The 16,112-nt window shown below is 61.3% G+C and carries 12 protein-coding genes; 5 read left to right on the top strand and 7 right to left on the bottom strand.

From position 1 onward, the window contains the following. Nucleotides 1-2: 2 nt before the first annotated feature. The 7 genes from nadE to A4R29_RS06370 form a co-directional block, all read right to left on the bottom strand. Nucleotides 3-986 (bottom strand): NAD(+) synthase, encoded by a 984-nt coding sequence (gene nadE / locus A4R29_RS06410; RefSeq protein WP_063171505.1) that lies wholly within the window; start codon nucleotides 984-986, stop codon nucleotides 3-5. Next, the gene (locus A4R29_RS06405; RefSeq protein ID WP_013533126.1) at nucleotides 983-3,577 is read right to left on the bottom strand and encodes a non-ribosomal peptide synthetase; all 2,595 of its coding nucleotides are present in this window, start codon (nucleotides 3,575-3,577) and stop codon (nucleotides 983-985) included. The genes nadE and A4R29_RS06405 overlap by 4 nt, the downstream gene beginning before the upstream one ends. A 1,435-nt stretch (nucleotides 3,578-5,012) precedes the next feature. Continuing rightward, nucleotides 5,013-5,606, bottom strand: a complete 594-nt coding sequence (locus tag A4R29_RS06390; RefSeq protein ID WP_013533129.1) for a DJ-1/PfpI family protein — start codon at nucleotides 5,604-5,606, stop codon at nucleotides 5,013-5,015. A 72-nt stretch (nucleotides 5,607-5,678) separates the two neighbouring features. Continuing rightward, nucleotides 5,679-6,629 carry a substrate-binding domain-containing protein gene (locus A4R29_RS06385; protein WP_013533130.1) on the bottom strand — a complete coding sequence of 317 codons (951 nt, stop codon included), beginning with the start codon at nucleotides 6,627-6,629 and terminating at the stop codon, nucleotides 5,679-5,681. Between the two features lie 54 nt (nucleotides 6,630-6,683). Then, nucleotides 6,684-7,682, bottom strand: coding sequence for an ABC transporter permease (locus A4R29_RS06380; protein ID WP_013533131.1), 999 nt, complete (start codon nucleotides 7,680-7,682; stop codon nucleotides 6,684-6,686). Further along, complete coding sequence (locus tag A4R29_RS06375) at nucleotides 7,670-9,262, bottom strand: sugar ABC transporter ATP-binding protein (protein WP_013533132.1); 1,593 nt, start codon at nucleotides 9,260-9,262, stop codon at nucleotides 7,670-7,672. The genes A4R29_RS06380 and A4R29_RS06375 overlap by 13 nt, the downstream gene beginning before the upstream one ends. Before the next feature lie 11 nt (nucleotides 9,263-9,273). Beyond that, on the bottom strand, nucleotides 9,274-9,975 hold the full coding sequence (locus tag A4R29_RS06370) for a GntR family transcriptional regulator (protein ID WP_013533133.1): 702 nt from the start codon (nucleotides 9,973-9,975) through the stop codon (nucleotides 9,274-9,276). Between the two features lie 176 nt (nucleotides 9,976-10,151). On the opposite strand from A4R29_RS06370, the gene A4R29_RS06365 reads away from it, so the two are divergent. The 5 genes from A4R29_RS06365 (at nucleotide 10,152) to A4R29_RS06345 (ending at nucleotide 16,110) form a co-directional block, all read left to right on the top strand. Continuing rightward, complete coding sequence (locus A4R29_RS06365; RefSeq protein ID WP_013533134.1) at nucleotides 10,152-11,378, top strand: iron-containing alcohol dehydrogenase; 1,227 nt, start codon at nucleotides 10,152-10,154, stop codon at nucleotides 11,376-11,378. Nucleotides 11,379-11,394: 16 nt separating this feature from the next. After that, nucleotides 11,395-12,876, top strand: a complete 1,482-nt coding sequence (locus A4R29_RS06360) for an NAD-dependent succinate-semialdehyde dehydrogenase (protein WP_063171503.1) — start codon at nucleotides 11,395-11,397, stop codon at nucleotides 12,874-12,876. Between the two features lie 10 nt (nucleotides 12,877-12,886). Next, nucleotides 12,887-13,711, top strand: coding sequence for an alpha/beta hydrolase (locus tag A4R29_RS06355; protein ID WP_063173599.1), 825 nt, complete (start codon nucleotides 12,887-12,889; stop codon nucleotides 13,709-13,711). A gap of 394 nt (nucleotides 13,712-14,105) precedes the next feature. Next, nucleotides 14,106-15,059 (top strand): ABC transporter permease, encoded by a 954-nt coding sequence (locus tag A4R29_RS06350; RefSeq protein WP_244506919.1) that lies wholly within the window; start codon nucleotides 14,106-14,108, stop codon nucleotides 15,057-15,059. 34 nt (nucleotides 15,060-15,093) lie between these two features. Next, entirely contained in the window at nucleotides 15,094-16,110 is a 1,017-nt protein-coding gene (locus A4R29_RS06345; protein ID WP_063171501.1) for a sugar ABC transporter substrate-binding protein, read from the top strand. The last annotated feature ends 2 nt before the right edge of the window (nucleotides 16,111-16,112 follow it).

Genomic DNA, 16,112 nt, shown 5'->3' with positions numbered 1-16,112 from the left:
GGTCAATCCCTGTCCATCGCAGCGGACAGCTGCGGCCGTGCGTGAAGGTAGCGGGCGGCGCGGCGTTTGCTGACGATATCCTTATAGACCTTCTCGACCTGCTCGGCCGTCAGGCCGGCGGCGGCGGCAACCACGCCGGCCGAAATTCCGTGATTCATGCCGTAGAGGCACAAATCCATCAGCTGATAGGGCAAGGCGAAGTAGAACTCCTCCTGGGTTTGCGCCATGGAAAACGTGTCCGTGGTCGGCGGCCTCGTTCGGACCTCCTCGTCAATCCCGAGATATTCCGCCAGCTGATAAACCTGGGTCTTGTAGAGATGGACGATCGGCATCACGTCGGCGACGCCGTCGCCCTGCTTGACGAAGAAGCCTTGGTCATATTCGAGCCGGTTTGGCGTGCCTGCCACTGCATAGTTGAGGCGGTCCGCATGATAGTATTCAGTCATCTTGCGAACCCGCTGCTTGTAGTTGGTTGCAGCGACGATCTGCAGGTAAGCCGCCGGCGAAAGACGCACGGTGTCGATCTTTCCGTCCGGATCCTCGACGGTGAGGCGCGTGATATTAAGGCCGCTGCTCTCCAGCACCGATGCCATGACCAGCTTGCATTTCCAGCCTTCGCCATATCCAGGGACGGCAGTTCGGATGGCCTCCGTCTGTCGGGCGTAGGCACCGATGCCCTCGAGCGCCGGCTGGATATCCTCAAGGATTGTGTCGATGCCAAGCTGCCCGGCGACGCTGCGGCCAAGCCTCAACGAGTCGCCGGATGAATCGCGCTCCGGCATGAACAGGCCCAGTACCTTGTCCCTGCCGAACGCGCGTGCGCAGACCGTTGCGACGACCGAACTGTCGATGCCTCCGGAGAGCCCGACAACCACTCCGCGGCGCCGTTGTGTGCCGAGAACCTGTTCGCGCAAGGTCTCGACGATGCGATCGATCTCCAGCCGGGCATCGAGCGCCAGCACATCGCTGCTGAATTCCCCGATCAGGTCGATGACACTGCCTCCCGTTTCTGTGACTCGATTGAAGAGTAGGTCTCAGTCACAGCGTTTTCGATGAGCGGGCGATTGATGGTCAGATGGGGCTCCACGACCATGTCGATGTGAGTGCCGGCGATCGGAATGACGTCCAGATGGACGAATGCCCGATCCCACCCAAGTGCAAGCGGCATTCCGGGCCGCGCGCAACGGAACAAGGTGCCGGTGATCGGCAGTATCGGCCTGGGTTCTGTGAGCCACTGGAAGAAGGCGCGCGCGCGCAGAACTTCCTGCAGTTCCAGTTTGGTTCTGAAGCTCGTCGGGTTGAACTGACCCTCGGCATAGCGGTCGAGGAAGCTGGCAAGCCGGGATTCGCAGTGCATTTTGACCGCGACCTTGGCAAGCGCGCGGCATGCGACTCGACTAGCCGATATACGATTGGTTCGGATCCGGTGAAATGTCCGGGTAATCGTCTCCCAACGCTTGCTGCGTTCGCCAACCAGGCTGGTATCCAGAATGCCCGTGAACGCTACAGCTCGCCCTTGATCAAGCAGACGCGCGGCAACCTCAAAAGCGACCGCTCCTCCGAGCGAGTGACCAAGCAGGCGAACACAGCCGGTCGGCTGTACGCGGTTGATATGATCGATTGCAGCTTCGACCATTGCGGCGACGGTGTTCTGACCTCGCAGGATCATGCCCAGGGCCGGATATCTGATGGGAGACACCCTGGCGACCTTGCTTATCGCCGATGCGAACGAAGCAAGGCTCGGACCATAGCCGACCGACCCGGGGAAAAGGAAAAGCAGCGGAGGCTCGTGTTTCCAAGCGGGCGCGTGCTCGCCGCCTCCTTGAGCAGAAATGACCGCTGCAACCATCTCATCGAAGCTCATTCCAACCGTGAAGGCTTCCAATCCGAGCTCCTGCCCGATCGCGCTTTCGATTTCCATGACGCAGTGCAGCAGCTTCAGCGAATCTCCCCCCGCTTCATCCCAACAGCCCAGGGCGACCCGCGTCTTGAGGACCTTGGTCCAGGCACGCCGTACGATCTGATGAGCAGGAACTTCATGTCCCGCATGGGGTATTTGCGGTGGGGGCGTGGTTTCCCGAACCGAAAGGTCAATTGCAGCCAGCGTTGTCATATCGATCTTTCCGCCGGGCAGTCGCGGTATCTCGGCGCTTGCATGGAGTCGCAACGGGCAAAGCGCCGGCGGCAATTTTGTCCTGGCAAGTTGGCGCAGCTCGTCGCAAAAACTGGCTCCTGCTCCGCTGTGCGGTACGGCGAATGCAACCAGTTCATTCGCCGGGGTGACGATAACCACGGCATCCTTCACCGACGGCGCGCCACGCAGAACCCGTTCGAGTTCGGCCGGCTCAACGCGCCGCCCATTGACCTTTATCTGGCGCCCTTTGCGGCCTATGACCCGCAGCAGGCCGTCACTCCCGATTTGCACAAGATCGCCCGTCGCAAAGATGCGAAGCTTCTGGTCGTCGGGGTCTACTTCAAACGGAACAACGGCCCCGTTTTCCCAATGTCCAAGCGCGACATACGGGCTTCTGATCAACAGTTCTCCGATCTTGCCGGGCTGAACCGGGTAACCCTCTTCATCGACCACTGCGAAGCTGATTCCCGGAAGCAGCCAGCCGACGGGAGCCGAAGAATCGAATTCCGGCCAATCGTGCGGCAAGAACCACTGCGATCCCGTCGTTTCCGTCGATGAATACCCGATCTGCACCAGGCAATTTGGCGGGACAGCCTTGCGCACGAGGCGGATGTCGGCCGAAGATACCTTCTCGCCTCCAATTCGGGCAACTCTGAGCGAACCAAAGGCGTCCGCGGGTTCATCCGCCAAGAGAGCGCGAAGCAATGCCGGCACCAGATAGGTGATCGTCACGCCTTCGGATTGCATGCGGCCGCGAACCGCGCGCAGGCCGACGGCTTCAACCTCCACAAGCTGCAACGTGGCACCCGTGAGAAGAGCGGCAAGAATTTCCCGACAGCCGGCGATGGTTGCCGGGCCGGTCAGAGGCAGGAATACATCCTGTGCATTGATGTGGCACGCATCGACATATTGCTGCACTCGGCACAGCAAGTTCCGCTGGCTGTTGACAATCCCCTTGGGGCGGCCCGTGCTGCCGGAGGTATAAAGCACGATTGCCGGTGCATCGACAGAAACCACACGGTGTGCGGCTGGATGGGGCGTTGCCTGCAATGATTGCGCCATATCGATCCAGGCAACGTGCTGGGGCAGATCAAGGCCGTGGAGGCCTTTGTCGCCAATTATGGCGGAGAGCCTCGCGTCGGCGACGATTTCGTTGATGCGCGAGTCCGGATCTCGCACGTTAAGCGGCACTGACGGCCGACCGGATGCCATGCTGGCCAGCATCGCAACGGTGTACCAGACCGAGTTGGCCTGAAGTATTCCAACCGCATTTCCGTCGGGAACGACGGCTTCAATCCAGCCGGCCAATGCCTCGACCGCCCGAAAAAGCTCGAAATAGGTCAGTCGATTGGTGCCGTCGCTGGCGGCTAATTTTTCGGAATAACGCCCGGCGATCTCCCTCAGGTGATCAAAGACAGGAACGTCGGCGAAGCCAGTTCCCATCCGTTGATGCAGACGTAGAACAGGCCCGCCATGGTCAAGAGCATGATCGGGAGCTTTTAGCCATCGGCAAGGGACCACCGCTTGGTAGTCAGCCTGCACCGTTTGAATCGCCCTCGAAGATTCTAAATGCGCCAGAGACATAAGGGCCCCACGCTAGGATTGTTGCCGCTTATCGCTCCGCGGCATGATCTTTTCATCAATCATTCGGATGATGCGTGAGACGGTCTTAATCGCTTGAATTATTCGAAGATGAAGAGGCCAGCCTGCGCCCGCCCGGGCTGCGGGACTACCTTACCTTACAGAGGTGTCGGGCTGCGCGCTGCTATCCGCTTTGCCAGTGCTTGAAACGAAGCAGTATGCGAACACTTCCCCTCCAAGCTCATCCGTTACACGAACCCAATTGTTTTCCCAAGTCCGCAGGGTAACCTGGCGTCCCGTTGACATAGTCGCCGCCGTGAACGGGCTGGACGCATTGACGTTACTCGCCGCGACCACGTCATCCCCCTCCATTTGTTCCACCAGGTATGTTTGCATCACTGCTCCTGACTGTGGGGCAAGGCCGGTTCAATCGCGTGTAGCTGGACAACTCCAACCGCAGGGAACGGATTTCGTTCCATGCTACAGGCAACCCTACCGCCGGAAGTCAGCCTTCAGATCGCCTGCCCTCCTGGCAGGACCGTGGCCTAGCCGCTGAACGACTGGTCAGGACTGAGCTATGCTTTGGGGGAGATGGACCTCGCCCTGCGAATCCGCATACTTCTGGAAAAGTGCAATCTTGTCGGGATACGTAATCCGGATTTCGCTGTGACAGCCCTCGCAGCGATATTTGGACGCAACCTGGAACCAGCGCCCGGGTTTGAGCAAAGCCAATCCGCAGCGCGGACATTTGAACGTCATTTCAAGAGGGCATAGATTCTGACACAGCGGCATTTCGCAAAGTCCATAAGGGATACCTAATGTTAGGCAACGACAGCCGGCCGAAATCGTTCCTGGACGCCGTTCTTTTCGTCAGGCCGACGACCAGCCCGGACGCCGGGAGATTATTGGATTGTCCGCGATGCCAGATTTACTGACGCGGGCCTGAACTCAAGCGCACCCCGATTTCCGTTGGCGTAGCGCCGTTGCAGGCGTTGACTGATGTCAGCAGCTTGCAATCCGAATGAGCAAGCCCGGAGCGAGGTGGCCTCGGGGGGACGACGGGGCCGCACGGTCGACGACACGGCCTATCCGGATGCTGAAACAACGCCGCGCGCCAACCCTGTCGAACAGCACCAGTGGAACAGGCAGGACGAAAAGCGGCGCAACAGGCGGCAATACTTAAGTCTCTCGCCTATATCGTAGCTCGGGAGCCGCGATCCCGACCGAATTGATGGATATGGAAGCGCTGTTGAAGGGAACCGACGCATCCCTTGGCGAATGCGTCGGTTCCAGAAGTTTATGCGTGGCGGATTTCCGTTCCCAGCACCTTCAGACATTCGCGGATGAACGCAGCAAGCGCCGTCCAACCTTTGGCCGAAACCATTGTCCCGTCCACATAGGCCTCGGTCGGCGACAGGTCGATATAGGTGCCACCCGCCAGTGTCACCTCCGGCTCGCAGGCGCCGAGTGCCGCGACCTTCTTGCCGCGCACCACGCCGTCGACAGCGATCAGGATCTGCACGCCGTGGCAGATGGTGAAGATTGGCTTCTTGGCCTCGTGGAAATGGCGCACGATCGCCTGCACGCGCTTGTCGGTGCGGATGTATTCCGGGCCGCGGCCGCCCGCGCAGTAGACGGCATGATACTGATCGAGTTGCCTCTCGGCTTCCGAGAAAGTCTTGTTGATCAGCGCATAATGGCCGAGCTTTTCGGTGTAGGTCTGGTCGCCCTCGAAGTCGTGTAGCGAGGTCTTGATCAGATCTCCGGCGTTCTTGTCCGGGCATACCACGTGGATGGTGTGACCGACGGCTTCCATCGCTTGCTGATAGACAAAGATTTCGTATTCTTCGGTGAACTCACCGGTCAGCATCAGTATCTTTTTGCCTGGCATGGCTCTTCCTCTCAGTGTTTTGAGCTAGGCAAGGCGCAGACTGCGCCTGCCTTTCTGTGAAATCGGATAGGGTCAGAATGGCGAATCCGGAAAGTAATATTCCTTGGCGTTGGCCTGGGTGATCAACGGCGCGTCGAGCTTGACGGTGCCACGGACGGGTGCCTGGCCGATCAGGTTGGCGACTGTCATGTAGATCGCGGTCTTGATCATCGACGGCGGGTATGGCGTCTCGACCGGCGTCATGGCGTCGCCGTCGATCACTTTCTTGACGATGTCCTTCATGCCGTTGCCACCGAGCGCAAGCTTGATGTCGGTCCGCCCCGACTGCTTGACCGCCTCGAGCACGCCAAGCAGCATGTCGTCGTCATTGGCCCACACCGCATCGATATGCGGGTACTTGGCCAGATAGTCCTGCATCAGCTTGAAGGCTTCGTCGCTGTTCCAATGCGCGTACTGGATGTCGAGGACTTTCAGATCAGTGCCTTTGATCGTGTCCTGGAAGCCCTTGATGCGCTCGTCGTCGATGACGGTCGGAATGCCGCGCAACACAACGACGTCGCCCTTGCCGCCAAGCTTGTCGATCATGAACTTGGCGGTGTTGGTGCCAACCGCGATATTGTCGCCGGCGAGGTAGAGATCCTGGACGGAGGCGTCAGTCAGACCGCGATCGACGACGGTGATGAACGTGCCCATGTCCTTGATAGCCTTGACCGGCTGGGTCAGCTCTTCCGAGCTGTAAGGCAGGATCACCAGAGCATCCAGCTTGCGGCTGGCCGACAGGTCCTCAAGCGCGCTGACCTGCTCCGCCGCGGACGGCGACGTCTTCACGACCACTTCGACGTTCGGGAACGCGGCGTTGATTTCCTTGGCCGCCGCTTGTGCGTGGTAGACGATGCCCGCTGTCCAACCGTGGTCAGCGGCCGGTATCGACACCGCGATGACCTTCTTGTCTTGCGCCATGGCCTGGCCGGCCAGCAGCAGCGCGCCAAGTGTCGCTGCCGCAATCCATTTTCTACTGAACATTGTCTTCTCCCTTGGACCTACAAGAACGTTAATCCGCGTGGTCCGGACGCGGCGCTATTTCGAATTCGAAAACCGCTGGATGAGCATGGCGATGATGATGATGACGCCCTGAACAGCGGCAACGAGGTATTCGGAGACGAAGTCCGAGAGCACCATGAGATTGGCGATGAGTTCCAGGATGACGGCGCCGGCGACTGTCCCCCACACATGGCCCTTGCCGCCGCGCAATGCGGTGCCGCCAATCACCACGGCGGTGATGACCTGCAGTTCCCAAAGCTGTCCGGTTGTCGGCGTTGCGGCGCCCAGGCGCGGCACGTAGCAGATCGCGGCAATCGCCACACAGACACCCTGGACGATATAGGCCACGGTCCGTGTCCTGATCACCGAGATGCCGGAATAACGGGCGACATCCTCATTGGCGCCGACCGCCGCACATTTGCGCCCATATTTCATCTTGTAAAGGATGAAGGATGCGACCGCGGCGACTGCGATGGATATGAGGATTGGAACCGGGATCCCGCCGACCGTGCCGAAATAGACAGGCCGGTAGGCCTCGCGCAACGACCTGTCGATCGGTATCGTGCCGCCATCGGTCAGATAGGTTATCAGCGCCCGGAAAATCCCCATCGTGCCCAGCGTGGCGATAAACGGTTCGATCCTGCCGACCGTGACGATGAGCCCGTTGGCAAGCCCGCACACCAGGCCGACCAGGATCGCAACCGCCATACCGGCGGGAATAGCCCAGATGCCGGCATGCGGCGCCACCGCGTTCATGAACATGATGGTGATGCCGGTGATGAAGGCGGCCATCGAGCCGACGGAAAGATCGAGCCCCCCCGACGAGATCACAAATGTCGCGCCGACCGCGATAATAGCAATGAAGGCGCTGCGGGTGATGACGTTGGCGAGGTTGGTGGCGGACAGGAAATCGGGGTTGATGAGGTAACCGACCACCAGCAGAGCTGCCAGCGCAAGAAAAGGCCCGATATCGGTCCAACTGATGTTGAGATCGAGGGGGCGACGCCTGGATGCGGATTCGCTCATGACAGCCATTTTGTGCCTCCCTTGGCTTTTGGCCCTTGCTTGGGGCCACTGGTCGCCAGTACCGCCACATTGCTTTCGGTCATTTCGGCGCCACTGACCTCGCCGGTGATGCGGCCTTCGCGCATCACCAGGATGCGGTCGCAGATGCCGATCAATTCCTGCATCTCCGAAGAGATGACGATGCAGGCCTTGCCCTTGGCCACAAGCTCCTGGATGAAGGCATAGATCTGCGCCTTGTTGGCGATGTCGATGCCACGCGTGGGCTCGTCGATAATGACCACCGAAGGATCGGTCAGCAGCACCTTCGCCAGCAGCAGCTTCTGCTGATTGCCCCCGGAAAGCTGGGCCGCTTTGGCGCCGAGGCTCTTCAGCCTGATGTCATATGTCTCCACGGCCTGTTCCAGGGCTTGCGCTTCGCGGCGCCGACCCATCGAGAGGCCGGGATGAAACACATCGAGCGCCGACAGCGTCAGGTTAGGCGCCAGGTGCTCTTGCAGCAGCAGTCCCTTGCCCTTGCGATCCTCGGTCAGGTAACCGACGCCGGCGTCGATCGCCGCGCGCGGCGATTGGAAATGGACCGACTTGCCCTCAAGTTCGATCTTGGCAACTGCCGGGCGCAAGCCGATAATGCCCTCGAAGAGTTCGGTTCGGCCTGCGCCGACCATACCGGCGAACCCCAGGATCTCGCCCTTGTGGACCGTGAACGACACGTCCTCCACATAGCCGGGAACGGAGGCGTTCCTCACGCTCAGCATCGGTACATCCGAAGGCGCTGCGGTTCTCTCAGGATAGAGCGCTGCCAGTTCGCGCCCGACCATCAGCCGCGCCATGTCCATCTGGCTCAGCGTCTTGCCGGGATAGGTGCCGACCATCTTGCCGTCGCGCAGAACGGTCACTTTGTCTGCGACCCGCTGCACCTCATCCAACCGGTGGCTGATATAGAGCACGGCGGTGCCGTGAGCCTTCAGTTGCAGGACGATCTCCAGCAGGCGCTCGACCTCGCCACCGGTCAGAACGGCGGTCGGCTCGTCGAAGATAACCACCTTGTGGTCGTCAAGCAGGGCGCGAGCGATCTGCACCATCTGCCGGTCTGCCAGCGAAACGTCGCGCACCAGTGCCCTTGGCGAGACCGCGCAGCCGATCTGCGCCAGTTTCTCGGTTGCCAGCCGGCGCATGGTGCGGTCATCCACGACATGGCCACGCGAAAGCTCTCGCCCGAGAAACAGATTGTCGGTGACCGTGAGCCCCTCAGCGAGCAGGATCTCCTGATGAACCAAAGCGATACCGGCATCCTGTGCTTGGGCAGGCTTGGCAAATTTCACCGCGTGTCCGTTCATCGACAACGTGCCGTGGCTTGGCTCGACATAGCCGGACAGCAGCCGCATCAACGTCGACTTGCCGGCACCGTTCTCGCCAATGATGGCGTGGATCTCTCCCGGCAGGACGTCCAGGGTGACGTCCGACAGCACCGTCACTGGGCCGTATTGCTTGGACAATTCCTGGGCGCGCAGCACCGGTTCAAGCGAACCAGGCGCTTCGCTGGACAACGTGCTCCCGCCCTCCCCGGCGATATTCGCGGCAATGGACATCCGTTCCGACCTCAATCGAATGCCGGGAGCAGGCGATCGCGCGAGTGCTCTATATGGATGCGCATCGCCTTTTCGGCGGCATCGGGATCGGCCGAGCCGAACGCGGCAAGGATCGCCTCGTGTTCGTCAAGCGCCTCCTCGGTCACGCGTGCATGGAACATCAGGCGGAAGATGTGGAAGTGCGTGTGCTGGTGGCTCAACGTCTCGCGGATGAGTTCGTTTTGAGAAAACTCCATGATCTTGTCGTGGAAGATCGCATCCTGCCTGGCGAAATTCGAATAGCGCACGCGATCATCCTTGCCTTCGCGGCGTGACATCACGCCGGCAGCTTCGAGCAACAGATCGAGCTTGGCGTCGTCCATCGTTGCGGCGGCCTTTGCGGCGCCATGCGGCTCGAGCAGCAGACGCATCTCGTATAATTCGTCGAAACGGCGCCGGGTGATCTGGGGCGCGGCACGATAACCAATCAGATGCGTCTTGAGCACCAGGCCTTCGCCTTCGAGCCGTCCGAGGGCTTCCCGGATCGGCGTGTGCGAGACGTTGAATTCCTTGACCAAGCTGTCGACTGTGATGCGCGAGCCGGGGGGGATCTTCAGCGCCATCAACTGCGCGAAGATGGCTTCATAGACATCTTCGACGAGACTGTTGGCGCGCTGGATGCGACCAGCTCCAATGCTGGCGTCGCTTGGGTCGGGTAAGTTTGCGGTCTGCATATTTTGCCTCTTGACAGTGAGGACTGCTAACACGATGGTTCCGCGGATGCAATCCTATATCCTATACGATTTTAAAGCGGATATCTTTTAAGTGCGAGAGACACACTCTTAAACCGTCCGATCCAGACCGAGTTCAATGCCTCCGTTTCCAGTCAGCAGCCGCCAAAGGACCAATCATGACCCTCTTCGCCGCCCTGCGGTTGCCGCGTGAAATCCTGTTCGGGAAGGGGCAACGCCATGTGCTGCCGACGGTCGCCGCCCGGTTCGGCCGACGCGCGCTGGTCTGCACCGACGAGCGTTTCGCGGGCACAACGGTATTCGCCGACATCATCAAGTCCCTTCAGTCAGCCTCGATCGAGGTCCTGGTGCATGATCGTGTTCTGCCCGACGTGCCACGCGATACGGTCGGCGTCTGCGTCGAGGAAGCGAAGGGGTTCGGGCCGGATATGGTGATCGGCATCGGCGGCGGCAGCTGTCTCGATTTCGCCAAATGCGCCACCCTGCTGCTCAGCCATGGCGGCAAGCTCCAGGACTATTACGGGGAGTTCAAGGTGCCGGGTCAGACACTGCCGCTGATCGCCGTACCCACCACGGCCGGCACCGGCTCCGAGGTGACGCCGGTCGCGGTGATTTCCGACCCGGACCGGACGCTCAAGGTCGGCATATCGAGCCCTCACCTTATCGCCGCGGTCGCTCTGTGCGATCCCGAGCTGACAATGACCTGTCCGCCTGGCCTGACCGCGATCGCCGGCGCCGACGCTTTGACCCATGCGATTGAGGCCTTCACCGCCATGCGGCGCGGTGAAGACCCCAATCTGCCGCAACAGCATGTCTTCATCGGCAAGACTGCGCTGACAGACCATTTCGCGTTGCTCGCGATAAAGCTGCTTGGCCGGAGTCTGGAGAAAGCCTGCAGCGACGGCACGGATGCCGACGCGCGTGCCGATGTCATGATGGGCGCTCTGGCGGCGGGCTGCGCGTTCGGCACCGCCGGCACGGCGGCGGCGCATGCCGTGCAATACCCGGCAGGCGCCCTCACCCACACCGCCCATGGTTTGGGCGTGGCCACAATGATGCCTTACGTGATGACCTATAACAGCCGCGTCGCCGCTCACGAGATGGCAGAGATCGGCGCGGCACTTGGCTTGGAGGCCAAGGCGCGAACCGCCGACGAGATGGCAGCCGCCACGATCGAGGAGATCAGGCGATTGTTCGCGGCGATCGGTATTACGCCGACACTGGCTGATCTAGGCCTCCCTGCCGATAAGCTTGACTGGACCGCTGAGCAAGCGCTCGGCATCGACCGCCTGATCAAGAACAATCCGCGTGCGTTCGATCTCGGCACGATGCGACGCCTCGTCCAGGCTGCCCATGACGGCGACCTCGCCGCCTGCGTTATGTGAGAAACGGAACAAAGCGATGAATTTGAACGCTCAGCAACTCGACCAGGATGGCTATGACGTGCGCGGTTTTTCGCACGGACTCTACATCGACGGCACTTGGCGGTCGTCCTCCGACGGTCGGCTCATCGATGTCGTCGATCCCTCCTCCGGGGCGGTGATCGCGGCAGTTCCCGATGCGACGGTCGAGGACGCCACCGCCGCCGTCGAGGCGGCGGCCAAAGCAGCTAGGAGATGGCGGGAAACTGCGCCGCGCAAACGCTCGGAAATCCTTCGGCGCTGTTTCGAACTGATGGTCGAACGCTCCGAAACGCTCGCCATGCTGATCTCGCTGGAGAACGGCAAGGCGCTGCGCGACGCGCGCGGCGAAGTGGCTTATGCCGCCGAGTTCTTCCGCTGGAATGCCGAAGAGGCGGTCCGGATCACCGGTGAATTCGGCACCGCGCCATCCGGCACCAACCGGATCGTGGTCGATTATGAGCCGATCGGAATTTGCGTGCTGATCACACCGTGGAATTTTCCGGCCGCGATGGCGACCCGCAAGATCGCGCCGGCGCTGGCGGCAGGCTGCACTGTCGTCCTGAAGCCGGCCAGCGAAACACCACTGACGGCCTATGCGCTGGCGGCACTCTACAGCGAAGCCGGCGTGCCTGCCGGCGTCGTCAACGTGCTGACCACGACCAGTCCCGGGCCGCTGACTTCGGCCATGCTTGCCGATCCGCGGGTCAGGAAGCTGTCCTTCACGGGGTCGACGGGTGTCGGCCGAACCTTGCTCGGCGAGGCTTCAAAGCATGTCATTTCGTGTTCTATGGAACTCGGCGGCAATGCCCCGTTTGTCGTCTTCGACGATGCCGATCTCGACGCCGCCCTCGATGGCGCGATGATCGCCAAGATGCGCAACGCCGGCGAAGCATGCACCGCCGCCAATCGCCTCTATGTGCAATCGGGAATCTATGATGCTTTTGCCGACGGGCTCCGCAAGCGCATGGCGGCACTTAAGGTGGGGGCGGGCCCGAATGCCGACACCGAGTGCGGGCCGATGATCACCAGAAAGGCTGTCGACAAAATCGATCGCCTGGTCAAGGACGCGGTGGGCCGGGGAGCCAAGGTGCTTTGCGGCGGGGCGATTTCGGAGGAAGAAGGATTCTTCTATCCGCCAACAGTGCTGTCCGAGGTGCCGCCGGATGCGGAGATGGCGCACGAGGAGATTTTCGGCCCGGTGGCACCTATCACACGCTTCGACACCGAGGCCGAGGCCATCGCCCATGCCAACAACACGGAATATGGCCTGGCCGCTTACATATATACGCGCGATGTTGGGCGCGGCATGCGGGTGGCGTCGGGGATCGAGGCCGGCATGATCGGCCTCAACCGGGGACTGATGTCGGATCCGGCCGCACCATTCGGAGGCGTCAAGCAGAGCGGCCTTGGCCGCGAAGGTGGCCAGCACCACGGCATCGCCGAGTTCATGGAGGCTAAGTATATTGCCGTCACCTTCTGAACCGGCGGTCATATCAAAGGACCCTTTCCGCACGCGCGACCATGTGGCCGATTTTGACGATATCGTGACCGACATAGTGACTCGCAGCGCCGAAACCCGGGCGACCCTGCCAATGTCGGCTGGTATCGCCTATGGCGAGGGCGAGGCCGAAAGGCTGGACCTGTTCTTTCCGCCCGGTGTGCGCAGGGATCTTCCCGTGCACATCTTCATCCATGGTGGCTACTGGCGCATGTTCTCCAGGAGCGACTATTCTTATGTAGCGAACACAGTCACCAAAGCTGGGGCGATCGCGGTCATCGTCGACTATGCGCTGATGCCCGAATTCAGGATGGCGGCAATCGTCGACCAGATCCGGCGTGCCAAACAATGGGTGCTGGACAATATAGCCGCCCATGGCGGCGACCCTGCCCGGCTAAGCGTAAGTGGTCATTCGGCGGGTGCGCACCTGGCCACATTCCTGTTCGAAAAGGCGCCAATGCCGTCGCGCATACGTGCGGCGCTGCTGCTAGGCGGCCTTTACGACCTCAAGCCCCTTCAGACCTCCTTCCTCCAGCCGTTAATCGGCATCACCGATGAGGAGGCAGCTGCCTTCACCCCAATGACGCGGTGGCATGACCCGGAGACGGCAGCGACCATTCTCGTCGGAGATCAGGAAACGTCACCTTTTCACCAGCAGGCCGCCGACTTCGGAAAGCGCTTGCGCGCGCAGGGGCACCCTGTCAGCGACCTCCGCCTGAATGACCGAAACCACATGAACAGCGTGCGTGATCTGGGCATCAGCGGCACACAAGCTGGCGATTGCCTGATGGCGATGATCGATGGAAACGGCCTGTAGGACGGAAACCCAGGGAGAGCAGGGCCCGCTTGTGCCTTACTTGACACTCCCGTCACTCAGGAAAGTACCGTCACGGGGATCGCGGCACGCTGCCGGCATCGGGCTGAGCTTTGCGACAGGTGAAATCCGGCAGAGCACACAACCGACGATTCCTCATCCTCTTTTTCCACACTGACGAACTGCACAGCGCATCAGAAAATCGAAATTGCCCCTGCCGCCCTGAGCCGCGATGGTCTTTACGCAAGCAGCCGGCTTAGGGCTGTGGAGGAACGTCGTCGCGGCAAAGCCCCTGGGGCAAGGCCGCTTTGGCACGCCGCCGGTTCAAACCGGCAGCGAGGGAGGAACAGACTTGGCTGGTTCGGGCAAATCCGACACCGCGCGCTTGGGCATCAAAATGTCCCAGGAACTCGTCGTCGGCGCGATCTCGGCCGTCCTCTTCCTGGTGTTCTCGGCGACGCTCAACAATTTCCTGAGCCAGGGCAACATCCTTGCCATTCTCAAGAATGTCTCGATCCTCGGCACGCTGGCCGTCGGCATGGGGTTCATCGTCGTTGGGCGCGGCATCGACCTGACCATGGTGGCGGTGATGGTCGTCGGCGTCGCCTTCAGCATTTGGATCTCCACCTGGGGCGTCGACTTCACGCTGGCCGTCGTCTTCGGCGCCATCCTGGTCACGGCCATCGGCCTGTTCACCGGCGTCATGGTGGCGGTGGCCGAAATTCCGCCGATCTTCGCCACCCTTGCCATCGCGTCCTCGGTCTACGGCTCTGGCCGCATCGTCTTTGCGTCCGACGTGCTCTATGCCCCCTCCGATATCGGCTGGCTGAAATTCGTCGGCAACGGAACCATCCTCGGCATCCCGATGTCGGTGATCATCTTCGCGGCGGTGGCCGCGCTCATGGGCTTTTTCCTGAGGAAGACCCGCTTCGGCCGGCTGGTCTATGCTACTGGCGACAACCCGAACGCGGCCCGCACGACCGGGCTGCCGACGCGCCCGATCATCGTGACGCAATATGTCATCAGCGCCCTCATTGCCTATATCGCAGGCATCATCATGCTGGGGCTGGTCACCGGCATCGACACGCGCCTGTACAATTCCAGCCTGATCTATGACGTGCTGCTGGTCGTCGTACTGGGCGGCATCGGCCTCTCCGGTGGCCAGGGCGGCGTACGCAACGTCATCGTCGGCACCATCCTGGTCGGCATCCTGACCAACGGCATGACGATCCTGAACTTCAGCTACACCAGCCAGAACCTGATCAAGAGCGTGATCCTGCTGGGCGCGCTGGCGATCGACGCCATCATCAATCCGCGCGACGAGCAGACCTCGCAAAGCGGCGACATCTGAAACAAGAACCGAGACATAAATCTGGGAGGATACCATGAAGTTGTTCAAGAACTGCCTGCTCGCGGGCATGACAGCGCTGGCGCTGCTGGGCGCGGCGAAAATCGCCACGGCGCAGGAAACCGATCAGGTCGGCCGCTCCACCTATCTCGAGGCGCTCAAGGGCAAGAAGGTCATCTTCGTGCCAATCTCGCAGGGCATGGACCTCAACCAGGCCTGGGTGGTGGTGTGGCAGCGTCACGCCGCTCGCTACGGCTTCAGCCTCGAAGTGCGCGATCCCTCCGGCGACACCAATGCCGGCATTCGCGCCATGCAGGGCGCCATCGCCGAGAAGCCGGACCTGATCATCGTGCAGAACCCCGACGTCCAGACCTACGCACGCCTGTTGAAACAGGCGCAGGCGGCCGGCATCAAGGTGCTGCAAGTCAACATGCAGTCGGCCACCCAGACGGACAGTTATGTCGGCAACGACTGGATCGAAATGGGCCGTCTCGAAATGGGCGAACTGGTCAAGCACTGCACCGGGCCCAATGCCGTCTCGCACAAGGTGGTCTGGCTCGCCGGCGTCCAGACGGGTGCCGCCAACATCTACATGCGCACCGGCATCGACGAGGTGCTGAAGGCCAATCCCGAGCTGCAGCTCGTCTCCGACCAGCCGGCCGATTACATGAGCGAAAAGGCCCGCCAGATCACCGAGACGGTCCTCCAGCAGCATCCGGACCTGTGCGGCATCATGGGCATCTGGGATAATGCCGAGGTCGGCGCCGGTGCCGCCGTCGTGGCCGCCGGCAAGCAGGACCAGGTGACGATCGTCACCAATGGCGCGGGCAGCGCCACGGGCTGCGAGAGCATCAAGAACGGGCTGCTCGACGTGATCTTCAACTTTAATGCCCCGATCCAGGCCGAGATCGCAGCACAACAGATTTCCGAGCTGCTGCAGCAGTCCGGCCGGCAGGCGGGCAGCGAGAAGACCATCTTCTTCGGTCCGATCACCCGCGTCGACAAGGCCAATGCGACCGGCAGGAATTGCTGGAAGCTGGACGAGCTCAAGTAACG

This window comes from Mesorhizobium ciceri biovar biserrulae, assembly GCF_001618845.1.
GTDB classification, from domain to species: Bacteria; Pseudomonadota; Alphaproteobacteria; order Rhizobiales; family Rhizobiaceae; genus Mesorhizobium; species Mesorhizobium ciceri.
The sequence above is the reverse complement of the archived record's forward strand: the minus strand, read 5'-3'. Positions and strand labels throughout refer to the sequence as shown.

Bases quoted from the DNA above. Each gene is read 5' to 3' on its own strand.
- A4R29_RS06365 (WP_013533134.1), top strand. From the start codon at position 10,152: ATGACCCTCTTCGCCGCCCTGCGGTTGCCGCGTGAAATCCTGTTCGGG.
- A4R29_RS06370 (WP_013533133.1), bottom strand. From the start codon at position 9,975: ATGCAGACCGCAAACTTACCCGACCCAAGCGACGCCAGCATTGGAGCT.
- A4R29_RS06350 (WP_244506919.1), top strand. From the start codon at position 14,106: ATGTCCCAGGAACTCGTCGTCGGCGCGATCTCGGCCGTCCTCTTCCTG.
- A4R29_RS06385 (WP_013533130.1), bottom strand. From the start codon at position 6,629: ATGTTCAGTAGAAAATGGATTGCGGCAGCGACACTTGGCGCGCTGCTG.
- A4R29_RS06360 (WP_063171503.1), top strand. From the start codon at position 11,395: ATGAATTTGAACGCTCAGCAACTCGACCAGGATGGCTATGACGTGCGC.
- A4R29_RS06405 (WP_013533126.1), bottom strand. From the start codon at position 3,577: ATGGGAACTGGCTTCGCCGACGTTCCTGTCTTTGATCACCTGAGGGAG.
- A4R29_RS06345 (WP_063171501.1), top strand. From the start codon at position 15,094: ATGAAGTTGTTCAAGAACTGCCTGCTCGCGGGCATGACAGCGCTGGCG.
- A4R29_RS06390 (WP_013533129.1), bottom strand. From the start codon at position 5,606: ATGCCAGGCAAAAAGATACTGATGCTGACCGGTGAGTTCACCGAAGAA.
- A4R29_RS06375 (WP_013533132.1), bottom strand. From the start codon at position 9,262: ATGTCCATTGCCGCGAATATCGCCGGGGAGGGCGGGAGCACGTTGTCC.
- A4R29_RS06380 (WP_013533131.1), bottom strand. From the start codon at position 7,682: ATGGCTGTCATGAGCGAATCCGCATCCAGGCGTCGCCCCCTCGATCTC.